This window comes from Paenibacillus sp. FSL R5-0908 (assembly GCF_038006245.1).
GTDB classification, from domain to species: Bacteria; Bacillota; Bacilli; order Paenibacillales; family Paenibacillaceae; genus Paenibacillus_AQ; species Paenibacillus_AQ odorifer.
Genome location: NZ_JBBOUV010000001.1, coordinates 5,147,365 through 5,164,059, shown reverse-complemented (window position 1 = coordinate 5,164,059; position 16,695 = coordinate 5,147,365). Strand labels below are relative to the sequence as shown.

Here is a 16,695-nt window from a genome sequence, read left to right as displayed (position 1 = left end):
GGTTTCTTGGAGGTAAATACGTGACGTTATGGCTTGCAATTCCCCTCGTTTTGCTTGTACTGGTCCTGATCCTGGTCCTGTCTTCATCTATCGATTTCCGCATACGGTGTTATAAACATGGAAAAAATGACCTGCTCGAATTAGATGTTACTTCTCTTTTTGGTCTGATAAAGCTTCACTATGAACTTCCCCAACTGGTCTTTAAGGGATTGGAGCAGGGTGTGTGGGGAAAGTTTAAAGAGACAGGGACTGCGACGACAGGTGTAGATACCGTAAAAGAAGAGATATTCGATAAAGAAAGAGTAATGCACTGGCGCGACAATGTTAACCAAGCTGTGAAATCTACACGCGGGTTGAAGGAATGGTTAAAAGAGACTGTAGCTCATGTCAAAATATCAAAGCTCGATTGGTCCACCGATTTCTCTCTTGGTGATGCAGCAGATACTGCGACCGCATCGGGAGCGGTTTGGGGCCTGAAGTGGAGTATTGTTGGTTTTATTTCGCAGTGGGTGAAATTGCAGCAGCACCCTCGAATTTTTGTTAAGCCTGTTTTTGAAGATGAGCTTTGTTTTGCAATGGAGCTTGTCTGTAAGGGGAAAATGTCAGTCGGCTATACTTTGTATGCTTTAATGCGGCTATCTCGGCGTGTCTTGCGTGAAAAAGGCGGGCTCGGCCATTGGAGAAATCTGCTGAAACAGATGCGTCAGGAGCCACATGGGAAAGTTTAAAATGAAAGTTACATACAAATGGGCGGATGTGGGGATGATATACGCTGTAGAAGAAAGAGAAATCGTACTCAATTAAAGGAGGAAACAATATGAGCGACCATCCTATTCAAGGCCTAATGCAAACAGCGATGGAAAATATCAAGGGCATGGTAGATGTGAATACCATTGTCGGAGATCCGGTACAAACCCCTGACGGTAGCATCATCCTGCCTATCAGTAAAGTTGCCTTTGGATTTGCTGCTGGTGGTAGTGATTATCGAGTAGAAGATTCTATAAGTGGTTCAAACTCCCAAGGTGGAGTCAAAATGCTTCCATTTGGTGGAGGTAGCGGGGGAGGCGTCTCCATTCGACCGATCGCTTTTTTAGTGGTAGGTAAGGATGGAGTGAATATTGTCCCTCTGGACAATCAAACGCACCTATTCGAAAAAATCATCGATGCAACACCAGGGCTCATCGACAAAATTCAAACGATGTTCCAAACCAGCAATGCTGCAGCTCAAACGCCGCCAACACCTGCCACACCAGCAGCAGCACCTGTTAAAACCGATCCAAGTACATCTCAATCTTCAACTCATTAGGTACACATAATTCTACAAATAGCCTCGGGGATATCGCCATACATCAGGCGGTGTCCCTTTTTTGACGTATCAGTAAGTATATTTTGTTTCCCGCAAATTACCTGAAAAAAAATCGAAGCAAGGCCTCACGTTGTGGGGATATTTTGTGTGGAACATCCCAAGGAGTGGACATACCCTAAGGCTGGTCCGCATACACTTGTACAACATAAACACTTTTACTTAAGATCCGATAAGAAGCCGGAGGATGAACATGAAGACAATAACCCGTAAATGGCCATTCGCCTTAATATTGTGCCTTTCGCTGCTGCTTCTGGCGCCGCTATCTTCAATTCAGGCCGAGAACAGCTCTATCTCTACACATGCAAGAGCAGCGGCACTGATTGATGTGGAATCCGGGCGTATTTTGTACAGCAGCCGTGGGGATGAGCCTATGCTTATTGCCAGCTTGACCAAAATTATGACCGCCCTCGTCGCCATTGAGAATGGTGATTTAGCCTCTAAAGTCAAAGTAGGAAAAAATGCCTATGCGAAAGAGGGCTCTTCTATTTACTTGCAGCAGGGGGAAGAGATGACGCTGGAAAATATGCTGTATGGCCTGATGCTGCGCTCAGGGAATGATGCAGCAACGGCGATCGCTGAGCATATTGGTGGTTCTGAGGAAGGTTTTGTATACCTTATGAACGCTAAGGCTGAGGAGCTAGGGCTAACCCATACTCATTTTGCTAATCCCCATGGTCTTGACGCTGAAGGGCATTATTCAAGTGCCAACGACTTGGCTGTTCTGACCGCTTATGCTCTTCATAATCCTGTATTTAAAGAAATTGTGAAGACGCAGGAGAAAACTGCAGACAATCCAAATGAGAAATGGGATTACAAATGGAGAAACAAAAATAAGATGCTGTATTTATACGAGGGAGCGGACGGTGTAAAGACAGGTTATACCAAAAAAGCTCTGCGCTGCCTTGTCAGCTCTGCCACCAGAAACGGCCAGCAGCTTGTCGCAGTTACTATAAATGACGGGGATGACTGGAATGATCATGCTTCCCTGCTAAACTTCGGGTTTAATCACTATCCGCTCAAAACATTGATCGAACGTGGGGATGCCGTGAAGGGCTATAACTTTGTAACCTCCAAAACCTTTGCTTATCCACTTGGACAAGGTGAACAAAATAGAGTGATCACGAAACTTCTTTTAAATCAGAAGGAAAGTGCTTCAGCCGAAGCTTCGCGAGCAAATTTTGGATTGCAAGGGGCGCTTGTGCTGGAGCTGGGCGGAAAAGAAATAGGTCGCGTGCCGGTGTATACTCCTGAGAACCTGCCTCCTGAGCAATCTGCTTATATGAAAAAGTATAGTCCCACACTAGCACAGGCTTATCCGGCAAATAATTGGTTCCAGGCGCTGGGCAGTGCGCTGAAAGCTCTATTTGAAATGGGAGCGAGTTCGAAATAAGTAAATGGGCTGATGAATGAAGAAGGAGGCGTGTCCATGATTAACGGGATTTGGCTAGGAATGATCATCATCGGTTTTCTGTTCGCCGCCGTTAACGGCAGAATGGATGAGTTTACAGCCGCCGTATTCGACGGAGCCAAGAGTGGGGTAACGGTAAGTTTTGGCTTAATCAGTGTGCTTGTGTTCTGGCTTGGAATCATGAAGATAGCAGAAGATGCAGGTTTACTTAAAAAGATTGCCAAGGTGCTTGGCCCTGTCGTAGCTTTTTTATTCCCTGATGTGCCGAAAGGGCATCCTGCCATTGGATATATTCTCTCCAATATGAGTGCTAATCTGCTCGGACTAGGCAATGCCGCAACGCCAATGGGCATCAAGGCGATGCAGGAGCTGCAAAAGCTCAATCCTGATAAAGAGACCGCCACTCCAGCCATGTGTACTCTTCTAGCGCTTAACACAGCAAGCATTACGCTTATCCCAGCCACACTGATTGCCATCCGGTTAAACTATGGTTCAGCCGATCCTGCAGGCATTGTAGGTACAACACTTGCAGCAACGGCCGTGGCTACACTTGCAGCGATTGCGGCAGACCGGTTTTTCCGAAGGTTGACTTTACTGCGCAAACCGCCGAAGCCCCCTTCAGCAAAGTCCGGGGTTCCTCCTTTGGCGAAGACAACACTCCCTAATTCCTCATTGAAAGGGTGAACGTGATTTGTACCAGTTTATCAGTCTCATATCGGCATGGGCGATTCCGGTCATGATCACGTTCATCCCGCTCTATGCTTTTACGCGCAAGGTGCCAGTCTACGAATCCTTTGTTGAAGGTGCGAAAGATGGGTTTGGCACAGCCATTGCGATTATTCCACATCTTGTGGGGATGCTGGTTGCGATCAGTGTTTTTCGCGCTTCCGGTGCGCTGGACTTTTTTATGGGCTTCATATCCCCAGCCCTACGGGGGCTTGGTGTTCCTGCAGAAGTATTGCCGCTTGGTCTTCTTCGGCCGCTTACGGGGACTGGGTCGCTTGCTTACACTACGGATCTAATCCGTGTACATGGCCCGGATTCTTTAATTGGTATGATTGCTTCCACCATACAGGGGAGCACAGATACTACGCTTTATGTTTTGACCGTTTACTTTGGAGCTGTAGGCGTACGTAATGGGCGTTATGCGCTTAAGGTTGGCTTGTTCTCCGATGTTGTCGGCTTTGTCGCCGCGATCGCTGTGTGTTTGCTATTATTTGGATAATCACCCCATTGCCCCCCTGAACATATGCTATTGCAGCAATGTGGAGGGGGGCATTCCGCAATGAACTATAAAGGTTTTATTCTGCATCATTCTAGCTGCACATCCATTAACGGTAAAGGTTTTGACTTCTGGGTAGGAGTGGATGGCGCGATTTATGCAGCACCGCTACTGACAGATCCGGAGTATATTCATATTTGTTTGGAAGGTGATTTTGGTAAGGAAGTGGGCGATCCTCCAATATCCGGAAGGCAGGAGCAGCTTTTTGCAACGGCTAAACTCCTTTTAGAATTAGTAGAACGCTACCAAATCTCCCCTTTAATCATCGAACCCCACAATAATTCCTGTCCAGGAGCATTTTTTCCTTGGAATGAACTTGTGATTTATCCCTCTGATGGTTATCATTGATCTGAGGTGACTAGTCGAATATGGAAAGATTACAGAAAATTTTGGCGCAGGCCGGTGTGGCGTCCAGACGTAAGTGTGAAGAAATGATTTTGGCCGGTAAAGTGGAAGTCAACGGGGAACTCGTAACTACGCTTGGCACGAAGGTGGACCCCGCAACAGATATTATTAAAGTTTCCGGTAGACTGATCCGGGGCGAGAACAAAATCTATATTATGTTCAACAAACCTAAGGGAGTTATCACAAGCGCTTCCGATCCAAAGGGTCGTAAGGTTGTAACTGACTACCTAAAAGGAATTACTGAACGGGTTTACCCTGTAGGCCGGCTCGATTACGATACGGAAGGTTTGCTGCTGCTGACAAATGATGGGGACTTTGCTAACTTGCTAACCCATCCGAAGCACCATGTACCTAAGACGTATCATGCTACGGTCAAGGGTATACCGCATGGTACTGCATTGGACAAGCTGAAAGCTGGCATTAAGCTGGAAGATGGCATGACAGCGCCTGCGGAAGTAGAGTACAAGGATATTGATGAAGCAAATAAAGAAGCGGTAATCAGCATCACGATTCACGAAGGACGTAATCGTCAGGTACGACGCATGTTTGATGCGATTTCACACCCCGTACTCCGTCTGAAACGGATTTCATTCGGGGATATTATGCTGCAAAATCTCAAACGTGGCTCATACCGTCATTTGACCAAGGATGAAATTAACCATCTGCAGCAAATTGCCAAAGCAGGATTGCTTAAAGAAAGAACTCCACGTAAAGAGTCATAAAGACACAGAATATTCACAATTAAACCCCCTAAAGCTGTGACGAAATTCGCTATAATGTTCATAGGATGTTCACACCTTACAACATAAGTATGAGTTGCGTCACAGAAGGGGGCTTTACGTGTGGGTAAAGCAAGAAAACCAATTCAAATCGTGATTCTGTTTCTAATTGTTATAGTGGGCGGTTATGCCATCGGTTCCTCTGTATTTGGGGGAAGCGGCAAACCAGAGGAAGGGAGCAAAGCACCTTCCTTTGATTTGCTTGGGCTTGACGGTCTGGCTCATACCCTAGACGAATATAAGGGCAAGACTATTGTGCTTAATTTCTGGGGCTCTTGGTGCGCACCTTGTGTCAAAGAAATGCCGGCTCTCCAAGCGCAATGGGAGAAATGGAAGGACAAGGACGTAGTGGTCTTAGGCATTAATGTGGGTGAAGACCGGATGACTGTCGAGAATTTTGTGAAGCAAGTAAACATCGATTTTCCGATTTTGATGGACACTGGACGTGATGCTGTACGAAGTTATGGTATTTCTCCGCTGCCAACTACCTTATTCATTAATTCCAAGGGTAAAATTGACAACATTCATATCGGCCAGCTTGATTTGAACTCACTTGACGATCAAATTGGGAAGCTGGTGGATTGATGAGTGAACGCGAGGCATTTATAACCAATACCAAATGTGAATGTGGCCACCAGAACCCTGTAGGCACTGTTTTATGCGAAGCATGCGGAAAGCCGTTGGGTAAAGAATCAGACTGGGGCGAGAATTTGGAAATGCGTTACGATGGCGTAGCTCGCCGTTCTCAGCGCGTTAACCCGGGGATTATTGATCGGGTGTGGAACTTCTTCTCTTCCGTCAAAATAGCGATCTATCTGATCGTGTTGACACTTATAGGCTCTATGCTGGGGACGATTTTCCCGCAGGAGAGTACTTTTCTTAATATTGATGCCTCAATTTATTACAAGCAAGAGTACGGAACAGCCGGATATATTTATCACAAACTTGGACTTTCACATACATACGAATCCTGGTGGTTTGTAACTCTACTCGTAATGATCGGCGCTTCACTTGTGATCTGTAGCTTGGATCGAGTACTTCCGCTCTATAAGGCCTTAACCAGACAGAAGATTCGGAAACATCGCCAGTTCTTAACTCGGCAAAAAGCTGTGTTAGTGACTGAAGTACAAGAGGAACCAGAAGCTTGGGTAGCCCGGGTAATTCAGCCAATGCGTAAAAAGGGCTATCGCGTGAAGACGGATGGAGGAGCTCTGCTGGCAGAGAAACATCGCTTCAGCCGCTGGGGACCTTATGTAATACATATTGGCTTAATTATTTTTTTACTTGCTGTATTAGCAAGAGGATTGCCGGGACTGAACATGGATCAGCATCTTGCTTTCCCGCAAGGGGAGATCACACAGATTCCGGACACCACCTATTATTTGAAAAATGAGAAATTCACCGTGGAGTTTTATACGGAGGAAGAGATGCCTGAGGAATTTCGAGGCAAAAAAATACTTCCAAAGCTATTCCAGACCCAAGCTGTGCTTTATGAATGCACCGCGGATTGTGGAGACCCTTCGAAGGAACCACAGCTATCCGAGGTGACGAAACATGATATCCAAGTAAATTCACCTTTGGATTATAAAGGATTGAAAGCGTATCAGTTTGATTATGATCTGACCCCGGTGCTGCGTTCGGTACAGCCTGAGCTTAAAAATTCCACCACTGGCGAGGCGTTCGGCAAATTTAAGCTGGACATGAAGAATCCTCCGCGGGCAATTCAGGCGGGTCCTTATACTTTAACTTTGAAAGAAAAGTATATGGATTTTGGTCTAAATGAGGATGGACAGCCGATTTCCAAATCACCTTATCCGAATGCACCTGCTTTTTTGTTCGTGATACAAGGTCCGGATCTCCCGGCGGAAGGGCAGCAGTATTTCTATTTTCCTAAACAGGTGGATAAGGCGCAGTTTCAACAGGCTGCCATTAACGATAAGCTTGGCGGGAGCAATAGATTTCTTGAGCTTGAAGTGGACAACATGAGCGACGTTGATTTTTCGGAATCGACTACTTACTTGAATATACGTATTGATCGTGCAATGCCGTTTGTTTGGCTAGGTGCAGCAATCGTGATGCTGGGTTTAGTGCTTGGCTTCTACTGGCAGCATAGACGTATCTGGCTTACCGTTGCTAACGGGGAGCTTATCCTCGGAGGACATACGAACAAGAACTGGTTCGGGTTCCGCCGTGAGATCGTTTCTATTTTAGAAAAAGTAGATCTGGTAGTCGATGAAAAATCATTAGATAATGGAGGAGGCCTTTCATGAGCTTGCTCGACATCAGCAGCGCTGTCTTTATTGCCGCATTTTTATTATACAGCGGTTCGTTTATGTTATTCACTATCGCCATCATGGGTCGCAAGTGGTCAGGCCGCAAGCCGGAGGAACATACCGCACGTTGGGGCAAAATTGCTTTTATTTTCTCTTCAATAGGTCTTATCTTTCATCTTATTTATTTCTTTACACGTTGGGTGGGCTCAGGGCATATTCCGGTCAGCAACATGTATGAGTTCATGACTTTTTTATCGATGATGGTCATGGTTGCCTTTACTGTGATGTACGCTATTTATCGTAAGGTAATCCTGGGTCTCTTTGCAGTTCCAATCAGTATTATTGTGATGGCTTATGCCGCAGTATTTCCACAGGAAGTACAGCCGCTGATTCCATCTCTTCAATCCAACTATTTAAAGATTCACGTAACACTGGCTGCACTAGGTGAATCCTTCTTCGCAGTAGGGTTTGCGGCAGGACTGATGTATCTGCTGCGAACAGTCAATTTTTCCAGTAAAGAGAAGACGGATCGCAAGCAACAGAGGCTGGTCGAATTTACTCTCTTTTCAATCATTGTTATAATTGGGTTTCTGGGTTCTGTTTTTGCATTCCGCGGAGCAGGCTATGAAACTGTTTTTGTCCGTCCGAACGTTACGATTGACAGCCCCGGGCAGGAAAATAGTACAATAGAGAAAGTGAGTTATCGAATGCCGCCGATTGTGGCACCACACAATAGCGAAATTGAGAGCTTCCAGTCGTTTCTTGGCATAAAAGAACCACTCTTTGAGGCACCATCTTGGATGAATGGTGTAAATGCTGGACGGAAGTTTAATACTGTAATTTGGTCACTCCTTTCCGGATTAATCCTCTACGGAGTTCTTCGCTTGATCGTACGTAAACCGCTGGGCACTGCTTTACACCCGGTGATGGACGGAATTGATGAGGGCGATCTAGATGAGATTACGTATAGGGCGATAGCCATTGGCTTTCCTATTTTCACATTAGGCGCTTTGATCTTTGCAATGATATGGGCGCAAATCGCTTGGGGAAGATTCTGGGGATGGGATCCTAAGGAAGTCTGGGCGCTTGTCACTTGGCTCTTCTATAGCGCTTATCTTCATTTACGTTTGGCTCGTGGATGGCAAGGAAGAAAATCTGCCTGGCTGGCTGTGCTTGGCTTCCTGGTCGTAATGTTTACCCTGGTTGGCGTTAATTTAGTCATCGCCGGACTTCATTCTTACGCGGGGACGGACTGAGCATAGTTTACCTGTTAACGTTGCACAATGGTTTAAAGGTTACGTTCTACTGTATTGATGAAGGGGTTGTAGTGAAATGGCAGATCATTTAAACAGAATTCTGGTAGTGGATGATGAGGAACGCATTCGCCGCCTGCTAAAGATGTATCTTGAAAAAGAAGGTTATGAAATTGATGAAGCGGAAGATGGAGAAATCGCTCTTCGTAAAGCAACAGCAAATGACTACGGTCTAATTTTGCTGGATGTTATGCTGCCTGGCATCGATGGGATGGAAGTGCTGACAAGACTCAGAGGAGTGAAGTCAACTCCGGTCTTAATGCTTACAGCTAAAGGCGAAGAGATCAACCGTGTTCAAGGCTTTGAGATGGGCGCAGACGATTACGTTGTGAAGCCCTTCAGTCCACGTGAAGTCATTTACCGGGTGAAGGCTATTATGCGCCGTTCGTCGGCAACTGCTTTCTTGTCCAAGGAGAGCAATTCCAGCAATAACATTGTATTTACTCATCTTATTATTGAGCATGATGCTCACCGTGTGACTGCTGGTGGTGAAGAAGTAAGTTTGACACCTAAAGAATATGAACTTCTGCATTATTTGGCTATTTCGCCTGATAAAGTATTTTCTCGTGAAGAACTGCTTAAGGATGTCTGGAATTATGAATTTTTCGGAGATTTGCGTACTGTAGATACTCACGTAAAACGTCTTCGTGAAAAACTGAATAAAGTATCACCGGAATCCGCAGCGATGATTACGACCGTATGGGGCGTAGGCTACAAACTAGAGGTACCTAAATAAGTGAACTTCTGGAGAAGTCTTGTCGGCAAACTGTGGGTTACGATCATCTGCCTGGTCGCTGTCGTGCTTATTACCTTGGGGTTATTTTTGCTTCCCTACATAGACAGTAACTTTGCCAATTCCGGAGATATCAAGCGTTTATTTATGTATACTTGTATGATCGGATTTTCTTTGACGACATTTTTTGCGTTATTTTTGTTTACCAAAATCACTCAGCCGATGCAGCGTGTCATTGAAGCTGCGAATAACATTCGCCGGGGCGAATACGGAACAAGGCTTACGCTTGTCACAAGTGATGAAATTGGCCAGTTGGCGACTTCCTTTAACCATATGGCTGAGGAGCTTGAAGAGAATATTCGCAGTCTGCATCATGAGAAGGGGCATCTGTCCAGCGTACTGCGCAGTATGAGCGATGCTGTGATCACCTTTGACATTGAAGGGCAGATTATTTTGACCAATCCGCACGGACAAGCTCTGCTAGAGAGCTGGAGCGATTTGCAGTGGGAACATGCGAGTGATGCTGAGCTTCATCCCGAAACGGCTGAGAGCAGTGTTCCTCCTCCCTTGCGTCCTTTATTTTTAAGCACCTTGAAGCAAGGTGGCGATGACCGCTCTAATGTACATGTGCGGCAGGGCGTCTGGTCTGTTCATATGGCACCGTTATATTCTGAAGGCAGCATCCGGGGAGTAGTTGCTGTACTGCGGGATGTGACGGAAGAGGTTCGTCTGGAAAAGATGCGCAGAGACTTCGTAGCTAATGTCTCCCATGAAATCCGCACTCCATTGTCGATGATGCAAGGGTACAGTGAGGCTTTATTAGACGGGATGGCTTCATCCCCCGAAGAAAGCAGTGAGCTGATCCAGGTCATTCATGACGAATCACTGCGTATGGGGCGTCTGGTTAAGGATTTGCTTGATCTTGCCCGAATGGAAGCCGGACATACGGATATGATGAGAGCTCAGGTGGACATGAACGAACTGCTGGAACGAGTCTACCGTAAATTTTCTGTACGTGCGAAAGAGCGCGATATCCATCTTCACCTACAGCAAGAGAGCGATATTGCTGTTCTGAAGGCAGCGGATGAGGATAAACTGGAACAAGTCTTAACCAATTTACTCGATAATGCTTTTCGCCATACACAGGGTGGCAAAAAAATCACGGTTCATACAGGAACTTGTGTATTAGAAGGCCGTCGTTATCTTGAGATTAAAATTCAGGATGAAGGGGTTGGAATTCCACCAGAGGATCTGCCGTATATATTCGACCGCTTCTACAAAGCTGATAAGGCGCGTGTACGGGGAGAATCGGGTGGAACGGGACTTGGGCTTGCGATTGTTAAAAATATTGTAGAGTCGCATCACGGGACTATCTCAGCTTCAAGCAAACTAGGCGAAAGTACAACCTTTACGCTAAGACTTCCTGTCGAAAAACAGTAATTCCAAACACAATGTGTGATAGCGCCTCTGACAGCAGAGGTGCTTTTTGTTGAAACAAACACATTAATCTTGTTCATCGTGGAACATATCTTGTAGGTTTTGCTTGGGAGGGCATAGAATGATTTTATCTTTAGACCAAGGTACTACCAGCTCACGAGCCATATTGTTCGATACGGAGGCTAAATGGGTCTCACAAGGTCAATATGAAGTTAAACAATCCTTCCCCCATCCAGGCTGGGTAGAGCATGACCCTGAGCAAATCTGGGAGTCACAGCTCGCAGCGGCAAGAGATGCGATTGCGCGGGGTGGCATAGCAGTTGAGGAGATCTCTGCCATCGGAATAACCAATCAGAGAGAAACAGCTTTAATCTGGGATAAAATAACGGGCAAACCGATATACCCTGCGATTGTGTGGCAGGACAGGCGTACTGCAGAGCAATGTGAAGAACTTAAAAGTAAAGGGCTGGAGCAAGTTATTGCGAGCAAGACGGGCCTTGTTGTAGATGCTTATTTCTCAGCTACTAAAATCTCCTGGATACTGGATCATGTGGATGGCGCCCGAGAACGGGCGAATCGAGGTGAACTTCTAGCAGGGACGATCGACAGCTGGTTAATCTGGAGACTTACTTGCGGAGCCGTACATGTCACTGATGTTACCAACGCCTCACGTACGATGCTGTTCAATCTTCATGAACGGTGCTGGGATGAAGAGCTAATGGAAGAGCTTCGTATTCCGCGTGCCATCCTGCCAGAAGTAAGAATGTCTGGCGGCGAATTTGGAGTAGCAGACAAACAGTGGTTCGGAGCGGACATTCCAATTCGCTCTGTACTTGGAGATCAACAGGCTGCATTGTTTGGACATACTTGTCTAGAACCCGGCAGTGCCAAAAACACCTATGGTACAGGCTGCTTTATTCTAATGAACACAGGCACAGAAGCTGTAGCCTCCAGCCATGGCTTGTTGACCACTGTAGCTTGGGGTATGGGAGATGAACTCTATTATGCTCTCGAGGGCAGTGTGTTCGTGGCCGGAGCGGCCGTTCAGTGGCTGCAGGAGGGGCTTGGTCTTATAGAGGAGCCAGCAGGCTCAGAAGATAAAGCACGGGAAGTAGAGGACAGTGAAGGGGTTATCGTTGTGCCTGCGTTTACCGGACTGGGGGCACCCTATTGGGACATGTATGCCCGTGGAGCCATATTTGGCCTTACTAGAGGCACTACCTCAGGACATCTGGTACGAGCTACATTGGAGTCCTTAGCCTTTCAATCCAGAGATGTAATAGGAGCTATGGAAAAAGACGCAGGCATGCCATTGACCGGCCTTCGTGTGGATGGCGGAGCTGTGCGTAACGATTTGCTGATGCAATTCCAGTCTGATATCCTGGGCAGTGAGGTTACTAGAACAACATATGCGGAGACAACAGCTTTGGGTGCGGCGCTTCTGGCCGGGTTAACGTCCGGCGTCTGGACACGTGCCCAGCTAGAGAGCTTCAACAAGGCTGAGAGGGTCTTCTCGCCTGAGATGGGTATAACTGAGCGGGAAGGTCGTTACAATGCCTGGAAGGACGCTGTAGCGCGTACTATGGGTTGGGAGAAGCATGAAGGATATCAGTAATAAAGGGGCTGTATATGTCTATGGTTAACGGAACAGAATCTGATCTGCCGGGCGGACTATCTAAGCCGGCGCTTCGAGCCCTGCATGGGGCTGGATATGTTCAGCTTCAACAATTCAGCAAGCTTACGGAGGCAGAGCTTCTGCGGCTACATGGATTGGGGCCAAAGGCGATCGTTCTATTACGAAGTGCCCTCGCGGAAAAGGGGCTCACCTTTGCAAGTAAGTCCTGATGTTGCGTTCATATTTATATTAAAAAGCGGCAAGCTTAGGTGAATCCCTAGCTTGCCGCTTTTTGTTATATAGCTCCTAATATTCAATAACAAATGCTACATTTTGCCAACCGGCGCCCACTGTCCAGAACAGGACTTTATCACCACGTTCGATCTTTCCAGTAGTTACAGCTTTATGTAGAGCAATAAATGGGCTGCTCGTAGAGGTATATCCGAATTCATCTCCTATGTATACCGCTACATTGCGATCAATGCCGACTTTCTCACACATCTCTAAGATATTAGGCAATGAAAACTGTGAGAAGCAGGCTGCTTTAATGGCTTCAGGCGCGATATTGTTGTTAGACAGTAGAGTACGAATAGACTCAGAAGCAGCATCTATGCAAATGGAATCATCAAAAGGAATAAACTTCACATTAAACTCTCCAGCCGCTACACCTTGTTTACCCAGTTTAGCCAGGCCTGCGCACGGGAACTTGGAATTATCGCAAACACATGGATCCGTTTGGTAGATAGAGTCAATGAAACCGACCGCATCCTCAGCTTGTTCAAGAATGACTGCCGCCGCTGCATCACCAAAGTTAGCGTAGTAGACCGGATCATTCTTATCGGCATGAGGGGTTACATAATCGGAGCCGATTACCAATGCTCGTTTAATCCTAGGATTCGCTTGCATCTGACGGCTAACCTGTTCCACAGAAGCCGTCATACCCGCACAATTAGCATTGCTGTCAATGCAGATTGTATGGGATGCGCCTTTGATCAAACGGTGAATCATTAATGAGTTGGTAGGAAAGATATACTCAGGAGTTTGACTTGCATAGGCAATAAGGTCGATATCGGCACCTGTGAGACCACTTTTCTCCAGAACATTCCGGACAGCCTCAAAAGCCATCGTAAGGGAATTCTCATCCGCATCCTTAATACTATACCGTGTAATACGACCTAATGCGGATAATAGACCTCGAATATCAATGCCTTTTTCGTCAAAATGCTTAATGAAAAAGTCGTTACCAACTATATTGCTGGGATGATAGATATCAATGCCTTTAATACGAATTCCGGTCATAATACGCCTCCAGGAAAGCAGTAAGATGTGGCCTACATATTAAGATTAAAAGATCTAGACTGTGACCGCAGAAATGATCTCGATGTTATCGAGTCCAGCTTTACGGCCAAGACGGGAAAGCTGCATTTTGAGGATCGGGTTATTTTCAAGCGTTAGATTTACTTTTACAAATCCATCATTCTTAAACATTACAAAGCAGCTTTCTAAAAGAGGTACAACATCTGGTGCAGTTACATTTAGCTTTCTGCAGTCGATTTTTAGTTCATAGTCAGCTGGAGTAATTGGATTGATAGTTTGTTGATAAGCTTGAATAGATTTTAGACCATCTTCTTCAGAAAATGTTCCATCCAACTCAATGTTAATAACCTTGTTTGCAGTGTCTGTCTTCAAAACGAAACTTCCCATGCCTAAATCTCTCCCATAGATTGAATTTGTCCAAAACAGTTCGACTGCAATATCCAGCCATATGTATATCCACTTAGCTGTTTTATAAAAGTCAAAATTCGACACTATACAGCAAGTAATGGGATATTCCGACTCTATTATAGGCATATTTTTCAAGCGTGTGCAATAATAAAGTCGAATTTTGTATATTGTTGTCGAACTGTTGGATTATTGGATTTCTTCTATGGTTGCAAGCAGGATATTAAAAGCTGTGATGATTCTAGGTGCCCCTATAACGGGTACTAAGTGTAATAGAATACCTTTAAGCTGTTCTACGGTGACTCCAACACGAAGGGCCATGACATAATGAACACCCAGCTGTTCGAATTGACCCATTGAAATTAAAGATGAAATGACTGCGATTTCCTTCCAGTCAGGGGCTATAGTATTACGTTGAAAAATATCGCCATAGGCATTCCCCATAATAAATTCAGCCAAGTCAGGGAAGTGGTCTTTAATTGGAGCTAGTGCTTTTGCGCCATAGTCTCCTGATAGATTCGTGAAGTGGTTGAGACCACTGTTGATATTTTCCTTCATGGTTAGCCTCCTAGTTTAGGTTCAAAGTACGGTGTGCAGTCGGAGGGACTTCATCACGGTCTGTTAGTAGTTCAATAACGGCAACATGGTTTAGAGCTACCGCATCTTTAATTGCAGCTGTGAATTCATCCGCTGTCTCACACTTGTAGCCTTTAGCACCTAGAGATTCAGCGAATTTCACGGCGTCCATAGGTACTTCATATAGAGTTCCATCGATACGACCTGTGGTTTTCTCCATACCCTTAAGAGCCATATCTAGTTGCTTATTATTGACCACGATAAAGATGACAGGGATATCTTTGCAGACAGCGGTGTTAATCTCAGCGCCGAGCATCATGAAACAACCATCACCTGTAATGCAGAGGACCGTTTCTTCAGGAGCTGCAACTTTTGCACCAATAGCCATGCCGATCGAATTACCCATGCAAGCAAAATAAGCATCAAAAACAAAGCTGCCCGGTTTCTTAACCTTGTACCATTTTGCAGCGTGGAATCCATGACTTCCATCATCAACGAAAATTGAATTATTATAAGGAATTAAATCACTTAAAGTGCTCATTACCGAAGCAAGGGAAAGATTCTTGAGGGTTGGAAGCTCTTCTGAATAATCAGCATCGGCCAAAGCATCACGTTTGGTGATTGTGCTTGGGTCAATATGATTTAGGCAGTGCACCAAATTATCGCGCAGGTCCCCAGTGACCGGGATCGTTTTGGACAATAGTATTTTTCCGACAAAGGTTGGATCAATATCAAATTGAATTAAAGTTGCTGGATGATTCTCCCGTTTAAGATTACAGATGGTCATATCACTTAAACGTGATCCAAGCACTATAAATAAATCGCTTTTATTTAATAAATCGTCCCCGTGGGTCGAACCGCCAACGCCAATAGGACCATGATAGAGTGGGTGATCCCAGACTATAGCCCCTTTTCCACCAGGAGAGGTTACTACAGGAATATTAAAAGTTTCTGCGAGTTGAACAAGCTCTTTATGTGCTCCGGAGCGGTTAATTCCTTTACCCGCAATAATCAAAGGATTCTTAGCAGCTTGAATAGCATCGATGACTCTATCGATATTAGCTTGACTAATTAGAGACTCTCTTTCTGGGATTACTATATTGCATTCTTCCAATACTTCAGTTTGTACATCAAAAGGAATACAAAGATGAACAGGACCACGTTTGGTCAGGGCCACAGAAATCGCATGATTAAAAATAGTACCAAAGTGATCCCCACGTTCAACCAATTTACTGAACAAGGTGGCAGGTCTGAACATATCAGCTAAATCAGCCAGAAAAGAAGTGGAGTCCTGACATTGAGGAATTCCAAGCTCTGTAATGGATTGGTGGCCAGTAATAAATAGGACAGGTAGGTTGTTAGCTTTCGCATGTGCTGCTGCTGTAAGCAGGTTAGTTCCCCCAGGACCCGAAGTACCAAATGCTACGCCTAGGTTACCTGTTTTCAGCGCATATCCTGCTGCTTCGAATCCGGAGCTTGCTTCGTGTCTGCCGGGAATAAATTCAATACCGTAATCCACCATCTTTAGAACTATTGGACAAATCGATTTGCCAATGATCCCAAAAGAATGGGTGACTCCAAGGTTACGTAGTGCTTCCGCCATGTAATCTGCGACTGTCTTCAAAAGAAACACCTCACAAGTTTTTTGATATATATTAGTTATTAATCTATCGCATAGATACGATAGATCAATATACTCAAAAAGTAAAAACCTGTGCTCTATAGTAAGCACAGGTTGGTGGCATAAGGCGCCGCTAAGACTGAACAATAGTTCAGCCGTCCTGGT

The 16,695-nt window shown here is 45.5% G+C and carries 18 protein-coding genes; 14 read left to right on the top strand and 4 right to left on the bottom strand.

Going from position 1 to position 16,695, the window contains the following annotated elements; all coding sequences use genetic code 11:
• The first annotated feature begins 20 nt into the window (after window positions 1–20).
• The 14 genes from MKZ09_RS23565 to MKZ09_RS23500 all read left to right on the top strand — a co-directional run bounded on the left by MKZ09_RS23565 (window position 21) and on the right by MKZ09_RS23500 (window position 12,841).
• Window positions 21–728: a DUF2953 domain-containing protein gene (locus tag MKZ09_RS23565; protein ID WP_076204224.1), complete on the top strand. Its 708-nt coding sequence runs from the start codon at window positions 21–23 to the stop codon at window positions 726–728.
• A gap of 89 nt (window positions 729–817) precedes the next feature.
• Window positions 818–1,306: a GerW family sporulation protein gene (ytfJ, locus tag MKZ09_RS23560; protein WP_076134709.1), complete on the top strand. Its 489-nt coding sequence runs from the start codon at window positions 818–820 to the stop codon at window positions 1,304–1,306.
• Window positions 1,307–1,556: 250 nt separating this feature from the next.
• Complete coding sequence (locus MKZ09_RS23555) at window positions 1,557–2,756, top strand: D-alanyl-D-alanine carboxypeptidase family protein (RefSeq protein ID WP_172628841.1); 1,200 nt, start codon at window positions 1,557–1,559, stop codon at window positions 2,754–2,756.
• A 36-nt stretch (window positions 2,757–2,792) separates the two neighbouring features.
• A complete protein-coding gene (locus MKZ09_RS23550) occupies window positions 2,793–3,458 on the top strand; it encodes a nucleoside recognition domain-containing protein (protein WP_076127464.1) in 666 nt (221 codons plus the stop codon).
• 7 nt (window positions 3,459–3,465) lie between these two features.
• Window positions 3,466–3,999: a spore maturation protein gene (locus MKZ09_RS23545; protein WP_036676158.1), complete on the top strand. Its 534-nt coding sequence runs from the start codon at window positions 3,466–3,468 to the stop codon at window positions 3,997–3,999.
• 60 nt (window positions 4,000–4,059) lie between these two features.
• Window positions 4,060–4,404 (top strand): N-acetylmuramoyl-L-alanine amidase, encoded by a 345-nt coding sequence (locus MKZ09_RS23540; protein WP_076204228.1) that lies wholly within the window; start codon window positions 4,060–4,062, stop codon window positions 4,402–4,404.
• Window positions 4,405–4,424: 20 nt separating this feature from the next.
• Window positions 4,425–5,183 carry a pseudouridine synthase gene (locus tag MKZ09_RS23535; RefSeq protein ID WP_036676166.1) on the top strand — a complete coding sequence of 253 codons (759 nt, stop codon included), beginning with the start codon at window positions 4,425–4,427 and terminating at the stop codon, window positions 5,181–5,183.
• A 120-nt stretch (window positions 5,184–5,303) separates the two neighbouring features.
• The gene (locus tag MKZ09_RS23530; protein ID WP_038572444.1) at window positions 5,304–5,825 is read left to right on the top strand and encodes a redoxin domain-containing protein; all 522 of its coding nucleotides are present in this window, start codon (window positions 5,304–5,306) and stop codon (window positions 5,823–5,825) included.
• Window positions 5,825–7,510 (top strand): cytochrome c biogenesis protein ResB, encoded by a 1,686-nt coding sequence (resB, locus tag MKZ09_RS23525; protein WP_076204231.1) that lies wholly within the window; start codon window positions 5,825–5,827, stop codon window positions 7,508–7,510. Before MKZ09_RS23530 ends, resB begins: the two co-directional genes overlap by 1 nt.
• Window positions 7,507–8,769 carry a cytochrome c biogenesis protein CcsA gene (gene ccsA, locus MKZ09_RS23520; RefSeq protein ID WP_076204235.1) on the top strand — a complete coding sequence of 421 codons (1,263 nt, stop codon included), beginning with the start codon at window positions 7,507–7,509 and terminating at the stop codon, window positions 8,767–8,769. The genes resB and ccsA overlap by 4 nt, the downstream gene beginning before the upstream one ends.
• A 76-nt stretch (window positions 8,770–8,845) precedes the next feature.
• The gene (locus tag MKZ09_RS23515) at window positions 8,846–9,562 is read left to right on the top strand and encodes a response regulator transcription factor (RefSeq protein WP_036676174.1); all 717 of its coding nucleotides are present in this window, start codon (window positions 8,846–8,848) and stop codon (window positions 9,560–9,562) included.
• Window positions 9,563–10,999, top strand: a complete 1,437-nt coding sequence (locus tag MKZ09_RS23510; protein WP_076204239.1) for an ATP-binding protein — start codon at window positions 9,563–9,565, stop codon at window positions 10,997–10,999. It begins immediately after the preceding gene.
• Window positions 11,000–11,117: 118 nt separating this feature from the next.
• Window positions 11,118–12,611 (top strand): glycerol kinase GlpK, encoded by a 1,494-nt coding sequence (gene glpK / locus MKZ09_RS23505; RefSeq protein WP_076204244.1) that lies wholly within the window; start codon window positions 11,118–11,120, stop codon window positions 12,609–12,611.
• A gap of 14 nt (window positions 12,612–12,625) precedes the next feature.
• Window positions 12,626–12,841 (top strand): DNA-binding protein, encoded by a 216-nt coding sequence (locus MKZ09_RS23500; RefSeq protein WP_076204249.1) that lies wholly within the window; start codon window positions 12,626–12,628, stop codon window positions 12,839–12,841.
• Window positions 12,842–12,917: 76 nt separating this feature from the next.
• Here the strand turns inward: MKZ09_RS23500 and MKZ09_RS23495 are convergent, their stop codons facing one another.
• The 4 genes from MKZ09_RS23495 to MKZ09_RS23480 form a co-directional block, all read right to left on the bottom strand.
• On the bottom strand, window positions 12,918–13,910 hold the full coding sequence (locus MKZ09_RS23495; RefSeq protein WP_076134703.1) for a ketoacyl-ACP synthase III: 993 nt from the start codon (window positions 13,908–13,910) through the stop codon (window positions 12,918–12,920).
• Between the two features lie 54 nt (window positions 13,911–13,964).
• On the bottom strand, window positions 13,965–14,315 hold the full coding sequence (locus MKZ09_RS23490; RefSeq protein ID WP_051490905.1) for a hypothetical protein: 351 nt from the start codon (window positions 14,313–14,315) through the stop codon (window positions 13,965–13,967).
• A gap of 207 nt (window positions 14,316–14,522) precedes the next feature.
• On the bottom strand, window positions 14,523–14,891 hold the full coding sequence (locus tag MKZ09_RS23485; RefSeq protein WP_036676184.1) for a carboxymuconolactone decarboxylase family protein: 369 nt from the start codon (window positions 14,889–14,891) through the stop codon (window positions 14,523–14,525).
• 10 nt (window positions 14,892–14,901) lie between these two features.
• Window positions 14,902–16,542: a thiamine pyrophosphate-binding protein gene (locus MKZ09_RS23480; protein ID WP_111504887.1), complete on the bottom strand. Its 1,641-nt coding sequence runs from the start codon at window positions 16,540–16,542 to the stop codon at window positions 14,902–14,904.
• Window positions 16,543–16,695: the final 153 nt, after the last annotated feature.